This window comes from Streptantibioticus cattleyicolor NRRL 8057 = DSM 46488, from assembly GCF_000240165.1.
In the GTDB taxonomy this organism is placed as follows: domain Bacteria; phylum Actinomycetota; class Actinomycetes; order Streptomycetales; family Streptomycetaceae; genus Streptantibioticus; species Streptantibioticus cattleyicolor.
In genome coordinates, this window is sequence record NC_017586.1 from 4116790 (window position 1) to 4138300 (window position 21511).

Sequence of the window (21511 nt, forward strand, 5' to 3'; positions counted from 1 at the left end):
GGCGCGGGCTCAGCCCTCGTACGGCCGGGTCTGGAGGATCTTCACGGTGGCCTTGCCGCCGTTGGGCATCTCGTAGCTGGCCTCGTCGCCGGCCTTCTTGCCGTTGACGGCGCTGCCCAGCGGCGACTGCGGCGAGTAGGTGTCCAGCTTGTCGGAGACGTACTCGCGCGAGCCCAGCAGGAACGTCAGGGTGTCGTCCGGGTCACCGTCGAAGGCGATCGTGACCACCATGCCGGGAGCGACCACCCCGTTGTCCGCCGGGGCCTCGCCGACCTTGGCGTGCTGGAGCAGGTGGGTCAGCTGGACGATGCGCGCCTCCAGCTTGCCCTGGTCCTCGCGTGCCGCGTGGTAGCCGGCGTTCTCCTTGAGGTCACCTTCCTGGCGGGCTTCCTCGATCTTGGCCACGATCTCGGCGCGTTTGGGACCCGACAGGTCTTCCAGCTCGGCCTTGAGCTGGTCATACGCCTCCTGGGTCAGCCAGGTGACGTTGTCGCTGGTCTGGGTCACAGGTGCTCCTCGTCGGTACTCGGGTTGCTGTTCTCGGCCACCCTGCCGGGGCGGCGTGCTTCGGGCGGTGTCCGGCGCCGGGCGCACCGGAGCCAGATGTGCTGAACGCCCTTCCGGCATGCTTGCGCCATATCGGAGGGGCGAAACCACGAGCGTAACAATTCCCGCGCTCAGGGGGGAGACAGCCGGCGCGCGGACGTCGTCAAAACCGGCCGCGGGCGCCCGCCCGGCCGCCGGTCAGCGCCCGCCGGCCGCCTTGCAGCTCAGCAGCTCCGCGGTGGTGCCGCGGGCGGTGGTGCGGATCGTCACATCGGCCTCGACGCGGGTGCCGGGGCCGGAGACGGTGACGTCCTTGCGACCCACCTCGGTCTGGTCGGCCGACTGCGAACGCAGCGTGCACACGGCGCTCTGCCCGGCGTCCTTGACGACCTCCAGATGGGCGTCGACCCGCGTGTCGGAGACGACCCGGAAGGTGACGACCTGGCCGCTGACGTCGTTGGCCGACATGTACCACCAGCCGCCCACCCCGAGCGCGACCACCAGCAGGCCGCCGAGCACCGTGCCGAGCACCCTGAGCGTGCGGTCCTTCGCCTGGTCGGCGGAGCGCCCGTAGCGCCCCCGGGGCGCCCGTCCGTAACGCCCCTCCGGCACCCGGTCGCGCACCGCGCTCATGCTCGTACCTCCTGGGGCTGACCCGCACGGGATTAATTCACCGCCCCGCGTCGGTCACTATAGAGGGCGTCCGCAGACGCACCGACACCACTCCCGCTAATTGCGTAAGGACCTTGTCTTGACCGATCAGCTACGACTGATGGCCGTACACGCGCACCCGGACGACGAGTCCAGCAAGGGCGCGGCGACGATGGCGAAGTACGTGTCCGAAGGCGTCGACGTGCTGGTGGCCACCTGCACGGGCGGAGAACGGGGCTCCATCCTCAACCCCAAGCTCCAGGGCGACGCCTACATCGAGGCCAACATCCACGAGGTCCGCCGCAAGGAGATGGACGAGGCGCGGCAGATCCTCGGCGTCAAGCAGGCGTGGCTGGGCTTCGTCGACTCCGGGCTGCCCGAGGGCGACCCGCTGCCCCCGCTGCCCGAGGGGTGCTTCGCCCTGCAGGACGTGGACGAGGCCGCCGGGGCCCTGGTCAAGCTGATCCGCGAGTTCCGGCCGCACGTGATCACCACGTACGACGAGAACGGCGGTTATCCGCACCCCGACCACATCATGACCCACAAGATCTCGATGGTGGCCTTCGACGCGGCCGGCGACCCGGAGCGCTACCCGGAGGCCGGCGAGGCGTGGACGCCGCTGAAGCTCTACTACAACCAGGGCTTCAACCGGCCGCGCACCGTGGCGCTGCACGAGGCGCTGCTCGCCCGCGGCCTGGAGTCGCCCTACGGCGAGTGGCTCAAGCGCTGGGACGACATGGACCGGCCCGAGCGGCAGATCACCACCTTCGTGCCGTGCGCCGACTTCTTCGAGATCCGGGACAAGGCGCTGATCGCCCACGCCACCCAGATCGACCCGGACGGCTTCTGGTTCCACGTGCCGATGGACCTCCAGAAGGAGGTCTGGCCCACCGAGGACTACGAGCTGGCGCGCTCCCGGGTCGATACCTCGCTGCCCGAATCCGACCTCTTCGCGGGCATCCGCGCGGCCGGGTAGACAATGGAGGGCGTGAACGCATCCCTCGTCCTCGCCGCCACGCCCCTGGTGACCCTCGCCGACTTCGACAAGAACAAGGTCACACCCGGTCTGCTGGGCTTCGTGATCTTCGCGGCGCTCGGTGCCGCCACATGGTTCCTGATGAAGAGCATGAGCAAGCAGTTCAAGAAGGTGACCTTCGAGGAGGAGCCGGAGCCGGCCCGGGCCCCGGCGGAGCCGTCGTCGGACGGCGCCTCCTCCACCGACGGCTGACGTCCCGGCGACGGCCGGCACCGACGGCTTCCCGCCGCGGTGCCGGCCGTGCCGTGGTTCAGCCGCGGTTCAGCTCGTGGCCGGCCTCCTGGCTGCGCAGCATCCAGTGGCCGGGTGCCACCCGGCGGCGCTCGGCGGCCCGGTGGTCGCACGCGTGCCGCATCCGCATGGCCGCCGAGCGGTGCTCCAGGTCGGTGCGGCCCAGCTCCCGCGCGGTCCCCGTCACCGTCAGCAGCCGCCCGCCGGGGGCGCACCGGAAGCTGTCGGCGCGCAGGGTCATCCGCATGTGGCCGATCTGCCCGGTGACGGTACGGATCGGGCGCACCGCGCGCCCCATGGCCTCACTCTCCGGCATCAGCCGCAGCGTGCGGCCGGCCCGCTCGGCCAGCTCCACCACGATGACCGGCCGCTCACCGCCCCGGACGGTGGCGATGCCGTGGTACGCCCGTCCGCCGCGGAACGTCGCGTCGAACGCGTACGGCGCCCCCTTCAGATAGGAGGCGCCACTGCCGCACACCACCCGCTCGGCGGCGTGGGCGCCCGGCGCGGCGAGCGGGAACATGGCGATGGCGGCGGCGGTGGCGGTCAGGGCGACCGCCACCCGCGAGACTGTTCGCATGGGGACTCCTCGTGGGGGGATGACGATGTGTCATCATCTGATTACCCGATCATCTGGGCAGCCCCTACCGGTTCACTCCGGACGGTGACTGCGGTGCGCCCGCCCGGCCGCAGGGGGTGCGGAGTGGGGGGGCGGGCCGGGGAGATGGCTTGGCCGTGGTGTCCGGAGGCGTTGGAGGAGGCTCGGCGCCGGGGGGGGGTGCCGGTGTTGCTGAGCGTAGGGTCTCGCTGTCAGGTCAGATGGTGCCGAGGTCCACAGTGACGGAGAAGGGCGCGGCAGCCTTGATCGCGCCGGTGAACATCTCGCCGTCCCGGTAGACCTTGGTGGCGGGGTCTAGGACGTAGGTGTAGATGATCGGGACACCGGTCGCGGCCTGTTCGACGCGCCAGTAGAAGGGGATGCCTGCCTTGGCGTACTGGTCCACCTTGACGATCCGGTCGGTCGTCTCCGAACCGGGCGACACGACCTCTACCACCAGCAACACGTGTTCGGGGCGGGTGGGCGTGAGGTCGATGGTCTCCGCGCGGTAGACGACGACGTCCGGACGGCGGTTGGTGAGCGGGACGTCCTGCAGGCGGACGTCGAAGTCCGTGTCGGCGTTCCAGTCCGGGCCCGCGGCGGCGTCCAGGGCATTGGCCAGGATCCGGGCCAGCCGGTTGTGCCGCTTGGAGGCGCTCGGGCTCACGACGACCATCCCGTCCACGATCTCGATGCCGGCGCACTGCTCCTCGGACCAGGAGTCGTACTGTTCCGCGCTGATCTGCGTATGCATCCACGCGGGCGCCACCATCTCGGCGGTCATGGTGTACCTCCTTCGAGGAGCCCCGACGGTCCAGCGCTGCTGTGCTCAGCGTACTGTCCTGTTCAACCTGCCACGGCTACCGCTGCCGCAGGCAGTTGCGCCAAGCGAGGCAGGGCCCGTACGGACCGCCCTGCCCGGGGCGGGCGTTGTGAGAGGCTGGCCGATATGAACCGGTTGGCTGGCTCGACCTCGCCCTACCTCCTCCAGCACGCGGACAACCCGGTCGACTGGTGGCCGTGGTGTCCGGAGGCGTTCGAGGAGGCTCGTCGCCGGGGGGTGCCGGTGTTGCTGAGCGTGGGGTATTCCAGTTGTCACTGGTGCCAATGACCGCTCCGTAGTCATCCGGTAACAGAACGAGCATTTTGCGCCGTCGAGTCTCCTCGAACACCTCAGGCCTCAAGGCCGTCAGTCGACTGGCTTCTCAGCCTGCTGAAGCAGATAAGGCGAGGTCACGCCAGCTACAGGGTTCGCGCGAGACAGCTTCTCACACTGTCCCGATCACCAAGCATGGAACCCGCGCCCCTCCTGCTGCTTGGCCGATCTCCGCTCATGCGCCATCACGTGGTGGATGGGGCCGCCCGGGATCGGGCGCGCGTCACGAGAGAGGGAGCCGCGCCGTATCGGACAGCACCGAGGCGATCCACAACTGGCTTGCCGAACTCGCCGCTCCGGCGCCCGTAGCCGGGTGATCGACCTGGGCTGCGGGCTGCCGGACCCACGCTTGCGGCACTCAGTCCGTCCCGGACTCCGTAGTGATCGGTAGGGTCGGGGAGTTCATACAAGTACGTTCGATCCTATTGTCCTGGCTCCCAGTCCCGAGTAGCGCCGAGATGCTTGCCAATTTCGCCGCGGACCAGGCAGGTGACAGAGCGAGCTGCTCCTCGACCCAGGCGTCGATCTTCTCGTCACCGCTTGCGCTCACCGCGGGTGATGCATCAGGGCGTTGATGTGATAGGCGGCTCATACTCCATTTTCTGGACAGAGGCGGTCGGGGTCCACGAAATGCAGTCCTGGGCGCCCCACGGCTGAGGGTCATGCGTCGATGCCGTTGTCGCCATTCATCGCGTCTGCGAGCACCTTCAGCGATTCGGGGTCCGTGGGTGCGGAGCGGCGGTATTGCGGGTGGTCGAGGTCCATCTGGAGCGCTGCATGTTGGGGGGCCGCATACCGGGTGCGGTCGGACCAGGCAATGGCTTGGTGGCTGAGGCGGGCGGCGGCGACGGCGAGGTGTTCGCGCTGGTAGTCGGGCTTGGTGCACATGGGCGTGATTTCGCGGGTGCTCATGGCGTACCAGGGTGCGTTAAGTTCGTTTTCCTTGCGCTCGTCGGCGTTCTCGGAGGCGTTGCCCGGTTCGGCGCGCCAGCGGGTCTTGTACTGGCCGTGGCGCTTCTTGCCGTAGTTGCGCGGTTCGGTGTAGAGGAACCAGGGGTGGCCTTCGGGGCGTTCGGCCGGGTAGTACAGGTCGCTGGACGTTTTGAGGGTTTTCTCCTTGCCGTTCTTCAGTTTCTCTGTCACGTAGGCGAGACGGGGCATCTCCTCTTGGTCGCAGTTGAGGCGGATGATGCTCACCGGAGTGGCGTGGGCCGGAAGTCCGGTGCTGGGGAGCCATAGGCGCGAGTCGGTGGCGTCGGGCTGCTTGCCTTGCTTGTTGTTGTTGAGGCCGGGCCACATCCTGCGGCAGGCTTTGCCGTCGATGATGAGGGCGTAGGGGAGGTCGTCGAGTTCGTCGGCGAGGTCGTGCAGGGCGAGTTTGACGTCGTGGCCGGCCTGGGTCCAGCGCTGGATCTCGTTGTCGCCGTCAGCTCGGTGGAGGGGGTAGTTGGCGGCGTGGAAGCGGGCCTGGGCGGTGGGGTAAGGCTCCCAGACCGGGCTGAGGTTGCTCCAGCCAAGCATCCGCCAGGCGCCTTCTGGAGTGTCCGGCGGGATGATCACGCTGGCGGTGACGATCCGCTTGGGCTCGCCGCGGAACCTTCGGTCGGTGGCCTGCTTGCGGATGTGGACGCCGCACCAGGCGATGCGGGGGATCGGATAGGGGTCGTCCGGGCCGTAGAGCGCTTCCTCGAAGCGGGCGTCGATGATGCCGCAGGAGCGGTAGAGGTCGAGGAGTCCCATGTAGACGCGGTGGTCGTCGTACGGCTTCTTCGGGACGGTGAGGAGCTGGTCGCCCGTGGCGCCGTCGCGCTGGCGGCCGACGAGGTACTGGCTGGGGACGAGCGTGGCAGCGAGGGCGCGCCTGGTCTGGAATTTCGCGTCGTTGTCCTCCAAGGCCCTCTGCACCTCGGAGGACTTCAGCTGCTTGTGTTCCTCCCCGGCGATGGGCTTCTCGGTTTCGCACCAGGCGGCCAGCATGATGCCCGGTTCGCTGTAGGCGTCGATCACGGCGCGGGTGTCGGCGGCCCGGGTTGCGGCCGGACCGTGGGCCAGAAGGTCCTTGGCGTAGTGGAAGATCGCTTCCACGCCGGGCGCCAGCGCAATGCGCTCGCCGTCCACGCTGCGGTCGATGTCGGACGGGTCGAGGCCGTAGGAGTGCGCCAGCCCGTGAAGCATGCGCATCCGGGTCGGTGCCTCGTAGTACAGGCACAGAATCCGTAGCGTCTTGTAGCCGGCTGCTTCGATAGAGCGCTGGATGCTGGCGGGGTCCGGCAGGCCGACGAGGTCGATGTACCGGTTGTCCTTCTTGCGGGCGGCCTTCTCCGAGGCCGAGATGGTCTCGAAGGGGCGTGGCGAGAAGACGCTGCCCTTGGACTTGAGCTCCAGCAGGCGGGCGGTGCCGCCGAAGGCGCGTTCGATCTGGTCGCGGAGCAACTCCAGGTGATAGAGGCCGGCGCCGGTGCCGACGGCGTACCACTTCGGCGGAGTGGGTACGACGGGGCGGACGGTTCCGGGCGCCGGGGTCAGGAGGGTGGGGCGTTTTCCGTTCTCGTCGCGGGTGTTCCACAGATCCCGCTCCCGCTGGACGCGGCTCTCCACCGCGTTGAGGGCGGTACGGTCGGCGTCCAGCTTTGCGAGGATCTCCATGGCGTAGGTGTTGGCCTGCCGCAGGCCCCGGCCGTCCAGGGTTACCTTCAGCAGCGGTCGGCTGGCTCCTTGGTCGACGAGGGCGGTGCGGGAGAAGATCAGGGCGTTGTTGACGCGCCGCACGTGGGCGTCAGTGTTGATGATCGGGTGGTCGACCGCGGTGTAGGTGGCCATCTTGACGGTCATCCTGGACATGGCGTACTGGAGCCTGCTGGGGCTCGCGTCCGTGGGCCAGTCCCGGGTGAGGTCGTCGGCTTTGATGGGGTGCCCGCGGCCGGCGAAGACCGGGCCGATGGGGTGGTCCCAGGCGACGAGGCTTCCGTCGTTGGCCGGCCGGTAGTGCACCTCGGCCCGGGCGCCCTCGCCCTCGGCGGGCTGCCAGTCGACGATCCGTTCCTTGGTCTCGCCCTTCTTGTCGATGTACTTCTCCGTGACGCCTTCCATCTTCTGGTCGATCAGCGGTACGGCGGCGAGGCGCTTGGCGATGTGCCACTTCACGGCTTCGTACGCCCAGTTGGGAGGGTTGACCACGCCTTCGTCCCCGGTGGCGAGGATGTGCTCGGCCAGCGGCAGGCGGCGTGCCGGGGTGGCGGCGATCAGCGTGGCGAGGCGGGAGTCGACCTGGAAGGGAATCTCGTCGAGGGGGATCTTCCGGACGATTCCTTCCAGGAATGTGAAGACCTTCGCCAGGGTCTTGGGCGTGATCTCGGTGAGGCTCACCATGTACCGCAGGTGCTTGTCGAGGTGGACGTAGCCGTCGGCGAGTTGCTGCAGTACGGTCACGACGATGGAGTAGGGGACGAGGAAGGCGTCTTCCTCGCGCTGGTCGCGGATCGCCTTGGCGTTCGCGCGGGCTGTCTTCTGCAGGCCGCGCCATTCGTTGCGCGTGTCGTCGTCGCACTCCCAGACAAACGCCTCCATGCCCTTCAGGAGGTCGGTGGTGCAGTGGATTGCCGTGGTGTGCGCGGTCAGATCGCGCTCGGCGGCACGTCGCCCCATTCCGCGGTCCCCTTCTCTGTCGTCGTCCTGGGTGGGTTGGTTGGCTACTGGCTTGGACGGTGCTATAGGTCGGCGTCGGGCACACCCGCGTACGACAGAAACGCCTGCAGGGCCTGGCCGTAGAGCTCGTTCATGATCCGCTTCTGCTCCCGTGTCCAGTTGCCGTGGATCCGCTGGATGATGCTGGCCAGGTCGGAGCTGAACTTCGTGTCGTGCAGGGAGTGGTCGACGATGTGGAGGGTCATGTCCGTCTCGCCTCGGCGTGCGCGGCCGGCGAGCTGCACGAGTTGGACGAGCATGCCCGCGATGAGTTCCTCCTGCAGTTCGTGGGCCATCTGCGAGAACCGCGACGGTGAGTGCAGGATGCGCCGCAGCTGGCGCCACGATGCGTCGCGGGCTTTCTCGATCGCCAGCAGCGGATCGGCGCAACCGCCTGATGGAAGGGCGTTGATGCCGGCTGCGTTGACCGAGCCGTGGATCCACTCGGTGTCCTCGATGCTCAGGACCGGTCGCACGCACAGGAAGATCTCGCTGACGGCGGAGCGGGTACCGACGACGATGTTCAGGCCCCGGGCAATCACGGCCAGTGGGGCGATGAGGATCTCGCCGTGTTTGGGGAAGGCCTCAAGTTCCTCGCGCACCATGCGGCGGACGTGGGAGGGCAGGTGCTGTTCGTAGTCCCGTTTGTGGAAGTCCTTGACCAGCAGGCAGATGCGGTGGCGAAGACCCTCGGCCTGCGCGAGGCCGTGAGCGAGATAAGCGCACTGTTCGTAGGAGTTGGCGGTCAGAATCACCCGCGCCCGGTCCTCGTCCCGCCTTTCGTTTCGCTCTTCCAGGCGCCGCAGCCGTCGGTCCAGGTGCTGCTCGTACAGCAGCCGGCCGAGGTCCCGTAGAACCGCGGGTTTCTTGTCTGCCCAGATGCCGCCTACGCGCAGAGCCTCGCGCTCATCGCCGGAGTTCGGGTCGATGACGGGGGTGGCACGGGTGACGATGGAGCGCGGCCTGGTATCGGGCAGCCACCATTTCACCGGGGCGTGGACGTGCTCCTGGACGGCCTGGGGGAAGTAGGCGGTGGCGGACAGCCCGAGCACCGGGCGTTGGACACCGGCGACCATGAGGGCCGTGAGTCCGCCGAGTTCGGAGACGAAGGTGTGGGGGTCGCCTTCAAAGCAGCGAGAGAGCAGTTCGGCCTCGCTCTCCTTGGCTTCGAGGCCACGGATCTGGTAGCCGCTGATGGAGCGCCCGAGCGTGGAGAGCGGGTACAGGACGGTCACTGTGCTCTTGTGAAGCCCGTCGAGGATCTTGCGGACGGAGGCCAGGTCGAGGTGGCTCAGCGCGGAGGCCTGGCGGCGCAGGTTGTCCAGGCTGACGTCGAGATCGCGGAGGATGGTGCGGGTGGCGAGGAGGTTCACCACCGCGGCCCGGTCGTTGGCGACGGGGACGGCTTCGCTCAGCAGACCGTGGAGTGCCTGCTGGACGAGGGAGAGGAAGTTCTCACTGCGGGGCGAGGTCAGCGCGGCCAAGGCTCGTTGCAGGGCGCCCCAGTCCGCCGAGGCGGGGTGGTCGGTGCTGTCGGCCGGTTCGGGCGCGTTCCACCGCTCGGGCATGATGTCTTCGAGGAAGCGGAAGAGCTGCGGGGGAACCGCGTCGGCGCTGGGCGCCAGGTCGGGGAAGAGCAGTTGGAGGATCTCGCGGTCGCGGGAATGGGTCAGACGCCATCCGTCATTGTCGCGCCCGGCGGCGCCCCACCCCTCGGCCTCGTTGCCGGGATTGAGCTTCAGGGCGCGAGAGCAGAGCCACAGCAGCAGGAACTCCGCCATCAAGCGGGCGTGGCTGACCGGGGACAGGATCTGTTCCTGGTTCTCGCTTGGCAGCCGCTTGGCGTCCTGGTCGATCTCCCGCAGGGCGCTGTCCCGCTTGCGGGAGGCCAGCACGACGGAGGAGGTGCAGCGGCCGATCGCGGTCTTCTGGAAGGCGTCGACCTCATCCACGATTAGTGCGTCGAACGAGCGCAGTGCCAGTTCCAGGGCGCTCACGCCAGCGGTGCCGCGGGCCTGGCCGCGCCACTCGTGCCCGTCGATGACGGCTCCGACCCGCAGGGCGCCGTCCAGGAGGTTGGCGTGGTTGGTGACCACGATGTCTGCCTCGGCCGCCTCGTAGACGGGGCGGAACTTGTCGCACACCGGGAGGTAGGGGCAGGCGTGCCGCTTGGCGCTGTCCGCTGCCGGCGCGATGAGCGTCAGGCAGTTTTCCTCCCCAGGCGGATAAAGGTCAGGCGGGTCCATGAGGACGCGCTGCGCGCACCCGTAGGCAAGGTGGGCGATGTCACGTTGTCCTCGCAGGTTCCACTCGGTGATCTTGGCCGAGGGGGTCAGCGCGGCGTAGTCCATGGCCCGCTTGTGCATGCTGGCGGCCGACATCAGCGGCACGCAGGTGGCCAACTTGTCGAGCTTCCCGGTTTCGTAGAGCCAACCGAGGTCGTTGTTGATGTCCCAGGCCATGTTGAGCGTGGCGCGCACATCGGTGAGCGCGATGGCTAACCGATACCCGTGGAGGACCGCCCAGGAGGCCATGACGCGTACGAGCACCGTCTTGCCACTGCCGGTCGGCGCGTTGAGCACCTGCAGCAAGCCAGACAGCAGGTCCAGCTCGGAGAGCTCACCACTGGCGCTGCTCTTGAGGTCGCTGAGGAACTTCTTCAGCACCGTGTGCAGGTAAGCCACCGACTCGTCGCGTTCTGACAGCCACTGCGCGACTTCCAACAGCTCCTCCACGGGCGCCGAGATCCGCTCGCATGCCGGCGCGGTCACCAGCCGCGGAAGCGCCTCGTGCCCGGGTGCCTTCTCGAACAGTGGGGTAGCAGGGAACTCGATCTCCCGGCTGGTGACCCCGTGCTCCTGGCCCAGGTAGGTGGTCCTGGTCTTCCACACGCCCGGCCCGGCGAACTCAGCGGCCTTGGGCCGCTTCCCCGGTGTGAAGAACCGCCCGGTCAGGCGTTCGGCATGGCCGAGGAAGTCACCCCCGATCTTCAGCAGCGCGGCTTCCGCCGCGAAAGGATCACCGCCGACCAGGGTGACTGTGCCACCCGACCTGTCATATCCGTCACCCTCCGGAGCGAGCTTGCCCACGAACGCCAGGACGGCCGACTTGAACGCCTTCGGGTTGCACCACTCGGCCGGCATCAGCTGCCCCACTTGGCGGACCACGCGTCGCTCGGCGAGCGTCAGCATCGGCCACTGGTCCCACGCCTGCGGCTTGCGGGCGGCGAAGTACGCCGCGTCCCTGAAGGAGGCCACTACGTTGCCATCGGCGTCCTTGCGCCTCATGCAGTGCGAGGCCAAGGCGAGGGCTCCGATCAGGCCGGCCTCCGCACCGGTCAGTTCTCCGTTCACGCCCGTCCCTCCCGGACCGACGCCAGTACCTCGTCCACGAAGCCGCTCGCGGTGATCGCCCGCATTCCGTAGCGGCGGCACACCGGATCGAGCGTCTGCACCTGTTCGTCCCGATGGTCGGGCACCACCAGCCACTTGGCGTCGCCCTTGTCGCCCGCGTCCATGTCCAGCTTGTCGACCAGGTGGTTGACGAAGGTGTAGTCCTTGAAGTCGGCCGGGAATGCGGTCTTTCGCCTCGGACCGTTGTCGTTAGCGACGTGCAGGTCGATGCGGTCGCCGTCGACCCACAGCTCAGCCCGCCAACCTGTGCCCTTGAGATGGTGGTTGAGGACACGGTGAAGCCTCAGTTCCGGCAGCCCGGGCACACAAGTGCTCCGCCACACCGACCTCACCAGCGCCTTATGGCCCTCGACGGGCTGAGCCTGCGGCACCTCGGGGACGCAGCCTGTCCACAGCTCACCCTGTCGTCCCTGCGGAACGTGACACTCGAACACGGGATGCAGCACGGGAGGTTCGGCCTCGGACGGTTGGAACAGGTAGGTTGCGCCGGTCTGCTCATGCCAGGGATAGAGGCACCAGGCCCTGCCCTGCTCCCGTCCGTCTGCTCGGGCTAACGAGACTTTCATCGGCCATCTGCACGCCGGGCAGGGGAACCACCACCCGCGGTAGCGCGCGTGCTGAGGCACCGGCCGGTAGAAGTCGATCGCCCGGGTCGGGAGCTCCAGGTCAGCGAGGGCCGGTCGGTCGCTGACGGCGGTGGCCGTTTCCTTCTCCAGCACCACGGGGTGCTCGATCAGGTTCGTGCGGTGCCTCTCGTAGTAGGGCCCCTTGATGGCACTGAACACCGACTCCTGGCTGTGCTCGTCGTCGAGGGCCGTGAACGTGACCCGCCCGGCGAACCTGCCCACCTTCTTCGCGGCCCGGATGACCCGCTCGGCCTCCAGCCGAAAGTCGAAGGCATCCCCCGGCGCTACCCCGTCCACATCGAGGAACCGAAGCCCGTCCAGGCTGCCTGGATCCGCCCACTCGGGCATCAGGCCCGTCATGGAACCCGCTTCTGCACCGGTCAGCCTTTCCAGAAGATCGGTGAACCTGACACGGTGCCCCGGGCCAGCGGCGGCCATCAGCGCTCCTTGGGCTTCCATGAGGCGCTCCAGTCGGCCGGGGCCGCTCAAGTCCTCTCGCGTGAGAGCGTCCCCGCACACCGCGAAGGCCATCGCCGCACTGAGCAACGCCTCCGTCTGGCGGAACTGCTCCGTGCCGCTTGCCTGTTCGCTGTCCACGTCGGAACGCTACGTGGCCTCGACAAACGAACTGCCCTGTTCCTCGGAGGTATTCACTCGATCGAGTGGTTTAGGTCAGAAGCCTCAACCTCCGGGTACAGCTTCTGATATGCGCCAAGGTAGTCCTTCACATGCTGTCGGCCGCTGTCGGTCAGGAACCAGAAGTACGGGCCGCTGTCCACGCCGTCCGGATGACGCAGAACGATGAATCCTCGGCTGGGGTGGTGGCCATCCGGGCTCCGCCCAACAGCCAGGGCGTGCGGGGCCCGCCCCGCCAACGATCCGTCCAGACCGACCCCGTCGGCGCGGGCGACGCGCACGAGGACACTCCACAGCCAGCGGGACAGCAGCGGGGCCGGCGCTCCTGTGCTGCTTGGAACCTTCAGGGCCGCTCGTGCGACGCCTCGTCCGCGGCGTGTCACCTCAACCAGAGTTCGGGCGACCTCACCGACGCCGTCGATGTACACGCGGTCCCGGTAGGTGGTGACCAGGCCGCGTCGCCGCAACGCGGCGACCGACGAGCCCACTCCTGGATCGCGCACACCCTCTTGCCGTAGCCGCTCCTGAAGCCTAGTTAGCCCGACTAGTTCCTTTGGCGCGTGGAGCGCGAGGGGCATTCTTCGCCACTCGCGCGCAGCACTGCGGACGCCGCCCATCGCGTGGCTCCGCCGTTGCAGTAGTTCCTCCTCCTGGTCCTGCCAGAAGAGACAGGTCAGGTAGATGCGCTGGCGCTCGTTCAGCCCTTCCCACAGTGCCAGCGGTCCGGACGTCTCTTCACTGCTAGCCGCCCTCCTAGGAAGGACCGGCACAGTCCCGTCCGCCGGCCGACTGCGACGCCAGGCATCCAGCAGCACCCGCTCAGGTACTCCGTACACCCGAGCCAGGGCACGCGCTACTCTCCCGGCCACCTCCGGGGACTCTCCATCCCACCCCGGAACGGTCTGTCCGAGCTCCAGCGCCCGGAGCTTCCTGGCGTCGAAGCCCAAGCTCCGAGCCCATGCTTTCTCGGCCACCGCGGCAGCGGCCTGACCTACATCCAGCCCGGCGTCCCGGCGAAGATCGGAAAGCGTCTCCGTTCCGCGTAGCCTGCCGCACAACTCCTGCGCGTCGCACCGCAGGACAGCCAGCAAACGCCCGAACGACCGATCACCAGGAGCACTCCGCCCCGCCAGCCAGTACTGCACGGCCCGCTCGGAGACGCCGACGGCCCTCGCCAGCTCGGCCGTGCCCAGGCCGCGCAGCTCGATGTACCTCGCCAGCGCGGACGGAGAGAACATGGCCTCGGTCATGTGCCCAGGTAACGGTAAGAGCGCGGTCCCGGGCAACCGCGGAACAGGGACCAACTGTGTGACCCTGGTGCCGATTTTCCCGCTCCCCCGAAAGCAACCGTCCTGTCAGTCTCGCGGGTGCCCTGAGACGGAAAGAGCTTCGTTGACGACGTCGAGGAGCGCGCAGGGATGCCATGCGCGGGCTGCGAAACGGGGCTCGTTGGCACCAGGGAGACCGTGGTCAATGTCCCAGGACGTCGTGGATGATGATCAACGCTGCCGGAGGCCGATGGCCTGGCCTGGGCGACCTTGTGCTTGTCGCTCCAGAATGTCGGGTAGGGCGCCGTAAGGTGTGTCGTCGTTGGAGAACAGTTCCCAAAAGAATCGCCCTATGCTGTTGCTGGAATCGGGAGCCAAAGCATCCGAGCGTGGGGCGAGTCGGTAGGCCGGCCATCCACCGAGACGTCGATAGCCAATGTGCGGCCGATCTTTCCGTGCGTCAGACCCACGGTCAGGTTCGTGAACCGCGCAGAATCTGGTGAACGCGGCTCCGACTGACGCCGAGAACCTCCTGAAGTTCCTCGATAGTTGCCCCGGCCTGTCGGAGTGCTCGCGCCTTCTCGGCTCGCTGAGCGAGAAGCGCAGCATGCTCCTCTTCATTCGCGCGAAGCCGCGCGGCGATGGCTTGCGCTTCCCTGAGAAAGCCGACTCTGGCTTCGGTGCGCTCGAGAGCTGACATGGTGAGGATCGTAACAGCAGCCGGCTGTACGCTATCGTGCAGCATGCTGGACATTTTTGGGTATAGCGCTGTACACTTTACGGTGTCGTGCTGCCAGGTAGGCTGGTGCCCTTCGGGAGGACTCCTTGCATCGTGGTCGACTGGCTAGGCGCTCGCGGGGCCATGGATGACAGTGCTACGTCGGGGCGGTGTGCCCTTCGATGTCTCCATCGGTACCGTGCGCGGCAGGCAACTACCTGATGCGCGGCGATCAAGAAAATCGGCGAGGCTCGCACTGACCATTGCTGGCCGGACGGCATGCTGTCGGGGGTTGCGTCTACCATCCCGGTCGGGGAGACGTGAGACCTGAGGTACTCGTCGCGCTTGCGCGCCTACGCCCCGAGTGTCACCAGGATGGGGCCGCCGGCCCCGTAGGAGGAGAAAAGAGTGACCCTGGCGCCCGAAGCTCGCCATGCGAAGCCAGACACCCCGCGCAACTTGTCGATGGTGGGCATCAGCGCTCTGGAGGATTGGGAGCAAAGCCTTTCTCCAGCGACCGCCAGAGTCATTACTGGTGACGCTCGCGATACGGGCCTACCGGACGACTCCGTGGACCTGATCGTTACCTCGCCGCCCTATTGGCAGAAGCGCGACTACGAGCACCAGGACCAGATTGGGCAAGAGTCGACTCCGCAGGCTTATGTCGAATCCATGATGGAATGCCTGGACGAATGGAAGCGAGTTCTCCGGCCCACTGGCTCCATCTTCCTCAACGTGGGCGATACGTACTATAATCGCTCTCTTATGGGCATTCCCGGCCTCTTGGAGTTCGATGCCGTACAGCGCGGGTGGCTGATTCGAAACCGCATCATCTGGACCAAGGACGGAGGCATGCCCGAGCCGGCCAAGAATCGTCTAGCGAACCGGCACGAGTACATTATCCACCTTGCGCTCAAGCCGAATTATTACTACGACCTCTTCGGCTATGCAGAGTACATGGGCAATGGTGCCAACCCTGGCGACGTTTGGAAGATCAACCCCGAACGTAACATGGGCAGCCATCTCGCCCCATATCCTCAGGAACTGGTGCGGCGGTCCATCATGCTTGGCTGCCCCCCTCAAGTGTGCCTGACTTGCAACAAGCCTCGAACCAGGGTGTTCGAACGAACCCGGGAACTCGATCCCAATCGCCCTCAGGCCAAGAGGGCGATGGAACTCGCAGATGCAGCCCGGCTCACCGACGACCATATCCGTGCGATCCAGGCGACAGGTGTTTCTGACGTCGGCAAAGCCACCAAGTTCCAGAACGGCACCGGCCGCAACTCTAAGGAGGTACAGCGCCTCGCTGCCGAAGCGAAGGCTGCGCTCGGTGGCTATTTCCGAGAGTTCACTTTCGCCAAAAAGGTCACCACTGGCTGGACCGACTGTGGTCACGGCACGCCTGCACGAGGCATCGTGCTTGATCCGTTTATGGGGACCGGTACGACGCTGAAGACTGCGCAAGAAATGGGTCGGGATGCGGTCGGTGTCGACCTCCTCCCTCTCATGGAGGAGAGGGAGGTTCCGGCGCCTAGGACTTCTGCGAAGTGATCAGATCGCTAAGCTGCTTGGCCATCTCCTCCAGCTCAGCCTCCAGATCGTCGGCACCCAGGTCGACCCGGTATTGCGCGACGATCGTAGATCCGATCCTCCCGGCAATGTAAAGTCCCTTTTTTGAGTCTGCGCGGCACGGATGGATAGTCATGGCAACGGGACTCCTGTAGCGGTGCCCATAGAGGACGACCTGCTCGACTTCCGAACGCTCGGCGTAGCCCTTGACGTTGGAGTATTTCACGTCAGCGACCAGTGGGTGGGTGCCGTCACTCAAACGGAACACGATGTCAGGATTTGCCTCTGGGGCCTTTCCAGGCGCGGTAGGTTTCTCGTGGGCTGGCAGATCCTCCCTCTCCGTATCAAGCAGATCCTCGTAAAGCTTCACCTTGCCCGGTTTTTGATTTCCATCGAGCACGGACAATATCGTGTGATTGCTCATAGCCTTCTGGAGGCTCACTCTGATGAATTCTTCAAAGAGGTCCTCGGTTTTGACCAGAAGCGACGGCATGCTGAGATTGCCGGTGTGATCATCGAGGTTGATTCCTCGTCCGGTCAGGACCGCGACCGCGAGTTCGAGAGCGGGCCGGTAGTAGGCACGCGTCTCCGGCAATGGCGCGTCGCCCCGTACTTGCGGGTCGTGGAGACTAAAAGGCCGGACTTCCAGCTTGACCTCTTGGAGAACGCGCATCGACTCTGCAAGTCGAGCGATTCTTTGGCGAACGCCTTTCTGGCGAGGTATCCTGCTGTATCGAGCGTGTAGCAATGCTACAGCGCTCTTCAGGCACCTGTTGGGTGCATTATCAGCGGTCCGCTCGAACCACGAAAACTCTGCCTTGTGATTGATGCCTCGCGACGCATATCGCAACATGGACGAAGTCGTGTTGACGCGTCCGTGCGGATATGAACCAGCGTCGGTGCGATGGTGATAGGTGCGGTGTAGCCCGTTTAGGCTAACCGTATCCAGGGCAGCGAGCAGAGCGTCCGCCATGACATCAAGCAACCAGTCACTCGCTTGGTCAGCAAGTTGGTAATCGCGTAGAGCTGGCAGCATTGTCGGTACATAGCCGCAGACCGTCACCATGTGTGTGAGATTGCGAAGAGGGAAACGTGGGCGGACCTGGATGGCGATGCGATCAGTGAGAGGAATGAGTCCCGAGACGCCTTTCGCGGACAACCGAAAGCCCTTGTCCACGAAGTCGGCCTGGACGTACTTATTAAGCACTTGAGGGAAGAGTGCCAGCCGTCCGCTCGGTCCGAGTACGTCTTCTGGAGCGACGTCAATCGGCCCATACTCTTTGCAGGGAATGATGACGAGGTTCGGCTCAGTCGGCCGGTTTAGCGGGACAACCGTCATGGTGATGCTGTCTCGTCAGCAGTTGGCACTTCTTGGTCAGCAGGGCTAGCGAAGATATCGGCCCAACCGTTCATTATCTCGATCCGAGTCTCCGGGTCGTACTTGAAGGCCCTCTCCACATGGTGCTTCAACTGGTAGTCCCAAACCTCCTGCAGAGTCTCGGGGTCGACAACGTCAGCAAAGTAGGCATGCCCAATGGCTGCGGCCGGCGTCTGAGCACTTCGGGCGTTGATCTTGCTGAACCACCCGAGGAGGCGTCGCTGGACAGTCTCATCCAGGAATCCGTTGCGGTTGAGGAGTTCCTCTAGCAGGTCACGACGGGGTGGCATGTCGACCTTTGCGAATCGGCGCTCGAATGCGGCGTCGACCTCATCCACCCCACGGTCGAGCGGATTCATCGTGGCGATCAGGTAAAGGTTCAGAGGGATGGAGCACGGTTTCCCTGACGGAAGTACAAAGTTCTGCCCGCGCTTTGAACGCTCGATGTAGGTCAGAGCCTCGCCGAAGACCCGGCCGACGTCGGCTCGGGACAATTCATCGATGACAATCACGTAATCGGTATCAGGGTGCTTGTTAGCTTCCCTGACGAGGCGGAGAAATACTCCATCGCGCGGCTCGAATCCACTGGCGTCTTCCTTTGGCCTGTATCCCTCGATGAAGTCTTCAAACTGATAGGAGGCATGGAACTGGATGTCGGCGCGACGGTCGTCGTGGCCCTCCGTGATCTTGTCCGCGACTTGTCCCGCAAGCCATGACTTACTCGTGCCGGGAGGCCCAGACAAGATTACGCCACCGAACCGCCTGAGCAGCCGCAGGATCGTCTTTAGACGCGGGTCATCCGAGTGCAATAGCGGGGCATCCGGGGCGCTCGAACCGTGCGATATCTGAGCTCGGTGTTCATATCCGATGTCCAAGTCATCAGCGGACAGTTCACGCACGTCCTTGATGAGAGTGACGTCAGTCATCGGAGCCCTCCTCGTCGGGCGGGGTGCTCTGGCCTGCGGTAAGAGTGAATGGTTCGAACCAGTCCCCGGAGAACGAGGTCGGCTCCTCGTCCTCAAAGAGCACACCGAAGTCGGTGCCTTCCTCGAACCTGAATTCCTTTTTGAACGCAGTGACCAACTCGTTGTACCCGCCATCGCCCTCGAAGGCGAATGCGTAGTTGCGCAGGTAGTAGGCAGCCAGTGCCCACGCCGGGACCTTCTTTCCTTTCAGCAACCGCTCAAGGGCCTGCTGGGCGTGGTCGATGGGGAGTGCGTATCCTTCGCCTTTCGCATCGAGCATGAATGCTGATGTTGCCCTTATCGACTTAGGCGCGTAACTGCCAGCCAGGTTCTTGTTGTACCAGTACCCGGCCTCATCCTTCCGCTTTACTGAACTGAACGGTCGATAATGCGGCTTTGTTGGTGGGCCTCCCGGCATCCGAAGGAGGTCGCTGACATCCTTCCAGTTCGGACTTAAGTCCGTCAGTGAGCCCGAGGTGACCCCCAACTTTCGCAGGTGCAAGTAAGCCGGAAAATGCTCGTGGATATGTTGCGCCTTCAGCGTGCGGATCCCAGCTTTCACTGCCGCTCTCGTGAGTACACGCAAGCCCTCTCCAACGACCGTGAGCTGTTGCACCTGCTCTGGTAGGTCATCGAGCCCCTGTGGGGGCTGCTCTTCCGACTCTGTCACGCGGGCCAACTTATCGAAGACGCAGACTCATGGTCGAGAGCTACAGCTGAGCTTCCGAGCGCGTGCGGCCCTCGCGGTGGACGGAGCGAGTCAGGCCAGCTCGCTCCCAGCGGCCCACCCCGCCCGGCCTCGGCTCCGATCGCGCTGCCACTGCCTGAACCGGGCTGGCGCAGACTCGCTACATCAGCAACCCTGTCAAGCCCGGCAGGGCCATGCCCTGAGTCTGGAAGGTTCACGCGACCGCTGAGGTTCTGGCCTCAACCACTCGATGGGATCCCGCGAAGCGGGCCGCGGCTCAGTACGGATCGTGCGACGATGACGGTATGAACCGACTCGCGAACGCGACGTCGCCCTACCTGCTCCAGCACGCTTCCAATCCGGTGGATTGGTGGCCATGGGGAGAGGAGGCGATGAATGAAGCTAAGCGGCGGGACGTACCCATCCTTCTTTCGGTGGGCTATGCGTCCTGCCACTTATGCTTCTACGAGTTTACTGGTGTCATGTGATGGCGCGGGAATCGTTCGAGGACGAGGTGGTGGCGGCCTTCCTCAACGAGCACTTCGTGGCTGTGAAGGTGGACCGCGAGGAGCGGCCGGACGTGGACGCGGTGTACATGGATGCGGTGGTGGCGGCCACCGGGCAGGGGGGCTGGCCGATGACGGTCTTCCTGACGCCGGAGGGGGAGCCGTTCTACTTCGGTACGTACTTCCCGCCCGCGCCGCGCCCCGGGATGCCCGGCTTCCGGCAGGTGCTGGAGGGGGTCGCCGCCGCGTGGCGGGATCGCCGGGAGGAGGTCGGCGAGGCGGCGGCGAAGATCGTCCGGGATCTGCTCGGCCGGCAGTTCGAGTACGGCGGGGCCAACCCGCCCGGCGAGGCGGATCTGCACACCGCGCTGATGGTGCTCACCCGCGGGTACGACGCGGTGCACGCCGGGTTCGGCGACGCGCCGAAGTTCCCGCCCTCGATGGTGCTGGAGTTCCTGCTGCGCCACCACGCCCGCACCGGTTCCGAGGCCGCGTTGCAGATGGCCCGGGACACCTGCGAGGCGATGGCCCGCGGCGGCATCTACGACCAGCTCGGCGGCGGCTTCGCCCGCTACGCGGTGGACCGCACCTGGACCGTGCCGCACTTCGAGAAGATGCTCTACGACAACGCCCTGCTCATCCGGGTCTACGCCCATCTGTGGCGGGCCACCGGATCGGACCTGGCGCGCCGGATCGCCCTGGAGACCGCCGACTTCCTGGTCCGCGAACTCCGCACCGAGCAGGGCGGTTTCGCCTCCGCGCTGGACGCCGACAGCGACACCCCCGACGGCGGCCACGCCGAGGGCGCCTACTACGTGTGGACGCCCGCGCAGCTGCGGGAGGTCCTCGGGGAGGACGACGCGCTCGCCGCGCAGCGCTGGTTTGGCGTCACCGAGGAGGGCACCTTCGAGGCGGGCGCCTCCGTACTGCGGCTCGCCGACGGGGAGTTGACCGACGCCACCCGGATCGACGACATCCGGGCCCGGCTGCTGGCCGCCCGCGAACGGCGACCGCTGCCCGGCCGGGACGACAAGGTGGTCACCGCCTGGAACGGCCTGGCGATCGCCGCGCTCGCCGAGACGGGGGCCTACTTCGAGCGTCCGGACCTGGTGCAGGCCGCGCTGGACGCCGCCGACCTGCTGGTCCGCGTCCACCTCGACGCCCACGGCCGCCTGGTGCGCACCTCCCGGGACGGCGTCCCCGGCACCGGCGCCGGGGTGCTGGAGGACTACGCCGACCTCGCCGAGGGGTTCCTCACCCTGGCCGGGGTGACCGGCGAGGGCACCTGGGTGGAGTTCGCCGGGCTGCTGCTCGACACCGTGCTGCGCCACTTCTCCGCCGAGGACGGCACGCTCTACGACACCGCCGACGACGCCGAGGAGCTGATCCGCCGCCCGCAGGACCCCACCGACAACGCCACGCCCTCCGGGTGCAGCGCGGCGGCCGGCGCCCTGCTGTCGTACGCCGCGTACACCGGGAGCGATCGCCATCGGCGGGCGGCGGAAGGGGCGTTGGGGGTGGCCGGGGCGCTGGCCGCGCGGGCGCCGCGGTTCATCGGCTGGGGGCTGGCGGTCGCCGAGGCGGCGCTGGACGGCCCGCGGGAGACCGCCGTGGTCGGCCCCGCCGAGGATCCGGCCACCACCGCCCTGCACCGCGCCGCGCTGCTGGCCCCGGCCCCCGGTGCCGTGGTGGCCGTGGGCGCGCCCGGCAGCGAGGAGTTCGCGCTGCTGCGGGAGCGCGGGCTGCTGGACGGCCGCCCGGCGGCGTACGTGTGCCGGGGGTTCGTGTGCGACGCGCCGACGGACCGGCCGGACGAGGTGGTCGCGAAGCTGCGGTGAGCCC

General features: G+C 66.6%; 15 protein-coding genes and 2 pseudogenes. 5 read left to right on the forward strand and 12 right to left on the reverse strand.

Annotated features, from left to right (window positions below; all coding sequences use genetic code 11):
• Positions 1 to 9: 9 nt before the first annotated feature.
• Positions 10 to 507: a transcription elongation factor GreA gene (gene greA / locus SCATT_RS18150; protein WP_014144560.1), complete on the reverse strand. Its 498-nt coding sequence runs from the start codon at positions 505 to 507 to the stop codon at positions 10 to 12.
• Positions 508 to 744: 237 nt separating this feature from the next.
• Positions 745 to 1179: a DUF4307 domain-containing protein gene (locus SCATT_RS18155; RefSeq protein ID WP_014144561.1), complete on the reverse strand. Its 435-nt coding sequence runs from the start codon at positions 1177 to 1179 to the stop codon at positions 745 to 747.
• A gap of 118 nt (positions 1180 to 1297) precedes the next feature.
• Here SCATT_RS18155 and mca point away from each other — a divergent pair, with 118 nt between their 5' ends.
• Both mca and SCATT_RS18165 read left to right on the forward strand, forming a co-directional pair.
• Complete coding sequence (mca, locus tag SCATT_RS18160) at positions 1298 to 2173, forward strand: mycothiol conjugate amidase Mca (protein WP_014144562.1); 876 nt, start codon at positions 1298 to 1300, stop codon at positions 2171 to 2173.
• A gap of 3 nt (positions 2174 to 2176) precedes the next feature.
• Positions 2177 to 2425, forward strand: coding sequence for a hypothetical protein (locus SCATT_RS18165; protein ID WP_014144563.1), 249 nt, complete (start codon positions 2177 to 2179; stop codon positions 2423 to 2425).
• Positions 2426 to 2483: 58 nt separating this feature from the next.
• On the opposite strand, the gene SCATT_RS18170 is transcribed toward SCATT_RS18165, so the two are convergent.
• Positions 2484 to 3044, reverse strand: coding sequence for a hypothetical protein (locus tag SCATT_RS18170; protein WP_014144564.1), 561 nt, complete (start codon positions 3042 to 3044; stop codon positions 2484 to 2486).
• 235 nt (positions 3045 to 3279) lie between these two features.
• Positions 3280 to 3846, reverse strand: coding sequence for a Uma2 family endonuclease (locus SCATT_RS18175; protein WP_014144565.1), 567 nt, complete (start codon positions 3844 to 3846; stop codon positions 3280 to 3282).
• Positions 3847 to 4011: 165 nt separating this feature from the next.
• On the opposite strand from SCATT_RS18175, the pseudogene SCATT_RS36625 reads away from it, so the two are divergent.
• A pseudogene (locus SCATT_RS36625) lies at positions 4012 to 4167 on the forward strand (DUF255 domain-containing protein); the annotation flags it as partial.
• Between the two features lie 711 nt (positions 4168 to 4878).
• Here SCATT_RS36625 and SCATT_RS18180 read toward each other — a convergent pair.
• The 5 genes from SCATT_RS18180 to SCATT_RS38630 all read right to left on the reverse strand — a co-directional run bounded on the left by SCATT_RS18180 (position 4879) and on the right by SCATT_RS38630 (position 14545).
• Positions 4879 to 7863 carry an RNaseH domain-containing protein gene (locus tag SCATT_RS18180; protein WP_014144567.1) on the reverse strand — a complete coding sequence of 995 codons (2985 nt, stop codon included), beginning with the start codon at positions 7861 to 7863 and terminating at the stop codon, positions 4879 to 4881.
• Positions 7864 to 7925: 62 nt separating this feature from the next.
• The gene (locus SCATT_RS18185) at positions 7926 to 11255 is read right to left on the reverse strand and encodes an ATP-dependent DNA helicase (protein ID WP_014144568.1); all 3330 of its coding nucleotides are present in this window, start codon (positions 11253 to 11255) and stop codon (positions 7926 to 7928) included.
• Positions 11252 to 12538 (reverse strand): restriction endonuclease-related protein, encoded by a 1287-nt coding sequence (locus SCATT_RS18190; protein ID WP_014144569.1) that lies wholly within the window; start codon positions 12536 to 12538, stop codon positions 11252 to 11254. Before SCATT_RS18190 ends, SCATT_RS18185 begins: the two co-directional genes overlap by 4 nt.
• A gap of 53 nt (positions 12539 to 12591) precedes the next feature.
• Positions 12592 to 13827 (reverse strand): helix-turn-helix transcriptional regulator, encoded by a 1236-nt coding sequence (locus SCATT_RS18195; protein ID WP_014144570.1) that lies wholly within the window; start codon positions 13825 to 13827, stop codon positions 12592 to 12594.
• A gap of 490 nt (positions 13828 to 14317) precedes the next feature.
• Complete coding sequence (locus tag SCATT_RS38630) at positions 14318 to 14545, reverse strand: helix-turn-helix domain-containing protein (protein ID WP_158693798.1); 228 nt, start codon at positions 14543 to 14545, stop codon at positions 14318 to 14320.
• Between the two features lie 426 nt (positions 14546 to 14971).
• Here SCATT_RS38630 and SCATT_RS18205 point away from each other — a divergent pair, with 426 nt between their 5' ends.
• A complete protein-coding gene (locus tag SCATT_RS18205; protein WP_014144573.1) occupies positions 14972 to 16114 on the forward strand; it encodes a DNA-methyltransferase in 1143 nt (380 codons plus the stop codon).
• On the opposite strand, the gene SCATT_RS18210 is transcribed toward SCATT_RS18205, so the two are convergent.
• From SCATT_RS18210 to SCATT_RS39675, 3 genes are read right to left on the reverse strand one after another with little or no spacing between them, the layout of a single operon-like run.
• Positions 16095 to 17471, reverse strand: coding sequence for an McrC family protein (locus SCATT_RS18210; protein ID WP_014144574.1), 1377 nt, complete (start codon positions 17469 to 17471; stop codon positions 16095 to 16097). The two genes, SCATT_RS18205 and SCATT_RS18210, sit on opposite strands and share 20 nt — an antisense overlap.
• A complete protein-coding gene (locus tag SCATT_RS18215; protein WP_014628286.1) occupies positions 17468 to 18436 on the reverse strand; it encodes an McrB family protein in 969 nt (322 codons plus the stop codon). Before SCATT_RS18215 ends, SCATT_RS18210 begins: the two co-directional genes overlap by 4 nt.
• Positions 18429 to 19145, reverse strand: coding sequence for a hypothetical protein (locus SCATT_RS39675; RefSeq protein WP_231905120.1), 717 nt, complete (start codon positions 19143 to 19145; stop codon positions 18429 to 18431). Before SCATT_RS39675 ends, SCATT_RS18215 begins: the two co-directional genes overlap by 8 nt.
• A gap of 323 nt (positions 19146 to 19468) precedes the next feature.
• Between SCATT_RS39675 and SCATT_RS18225 the strand changes: the two are divergent.
• Positions 19469 to 21507: pseudogene (locus tag SCATT_RS18225) on the forward strand (thioredoxin domain-containing protein).
• Positions 21508 to 21511: the final 4 nt, after the last annotated feature.

Excerpts from the sequence above, each read along its gene's own strand:
- SCATT_RS18155 (WP_014144561.1), bottom strand. The coding sequence starts at position 1,179 with ATGAGCGCGGTGCGCGACCGGGTGCCGGAGGGGCGTTACGGACGGGCG.
- SCATT_RS18165 (WP_014144563.1), top strand. The coding sequence starts at position 2,177 with ATGGAGGGCGTGAACGCATCCCTCGTCCTCGCCGCCACGCCCCTGGTG.
- SCATT_RS18170 (WP_014144564.1), bottom strand. The coding sequence starts at position 3,044 with ATGCGAACAGTCTCGCGGGTGGCGGTCGCCCTGACCGCCACCGCCGCC.
- SCATT_RS18175 (WP_014144565.1), bottom strand. The coding sequence starts at position 3,846 with ATGACCGCCGAGATGGTGGCGCCCGCGTGGATGCATACGCAGATCAGC.
- SCATT_RS18180 (WP_014144567.1), bottom strand. The coding sequence starts at position 7,863 with ATGGGGCGACGTGCCGCCGAGCGCGATCTGACCGCGCACACCACGGCA.
- SCATT_RS18195 (WP_014144570.1), bottom strand. The coding sequence starts at position 13,827 with ATGACCGAGGCCATGTTCTCTCCGTCCGCGCTGGCGAGGTACATCGAG.
- SCATT_RS38630 (WP_158693798.1), bottom strand. The coding sequence starts at position 14,545 with ATGTCAGCTCTCGAGCGCACCGAAGCCAGAGTCGGCTTTCTCAGGGAA.
- SCATT_RS18210 (WP_014144574.1), bottom strand. The coding sequence starts at position 17,471 with ATGACGGTTGTCCCGCTAAACCGGCCGACTGAGCCGAACCTCGTCATC.
- SCATT_RS18215 (WP_014628286.1), bottom strand. The coding sequence starts at position 18,436 with ATGACTGACGTCACTCTCATCAAGGACGTGCGTGAACTGTCCGCTGAT.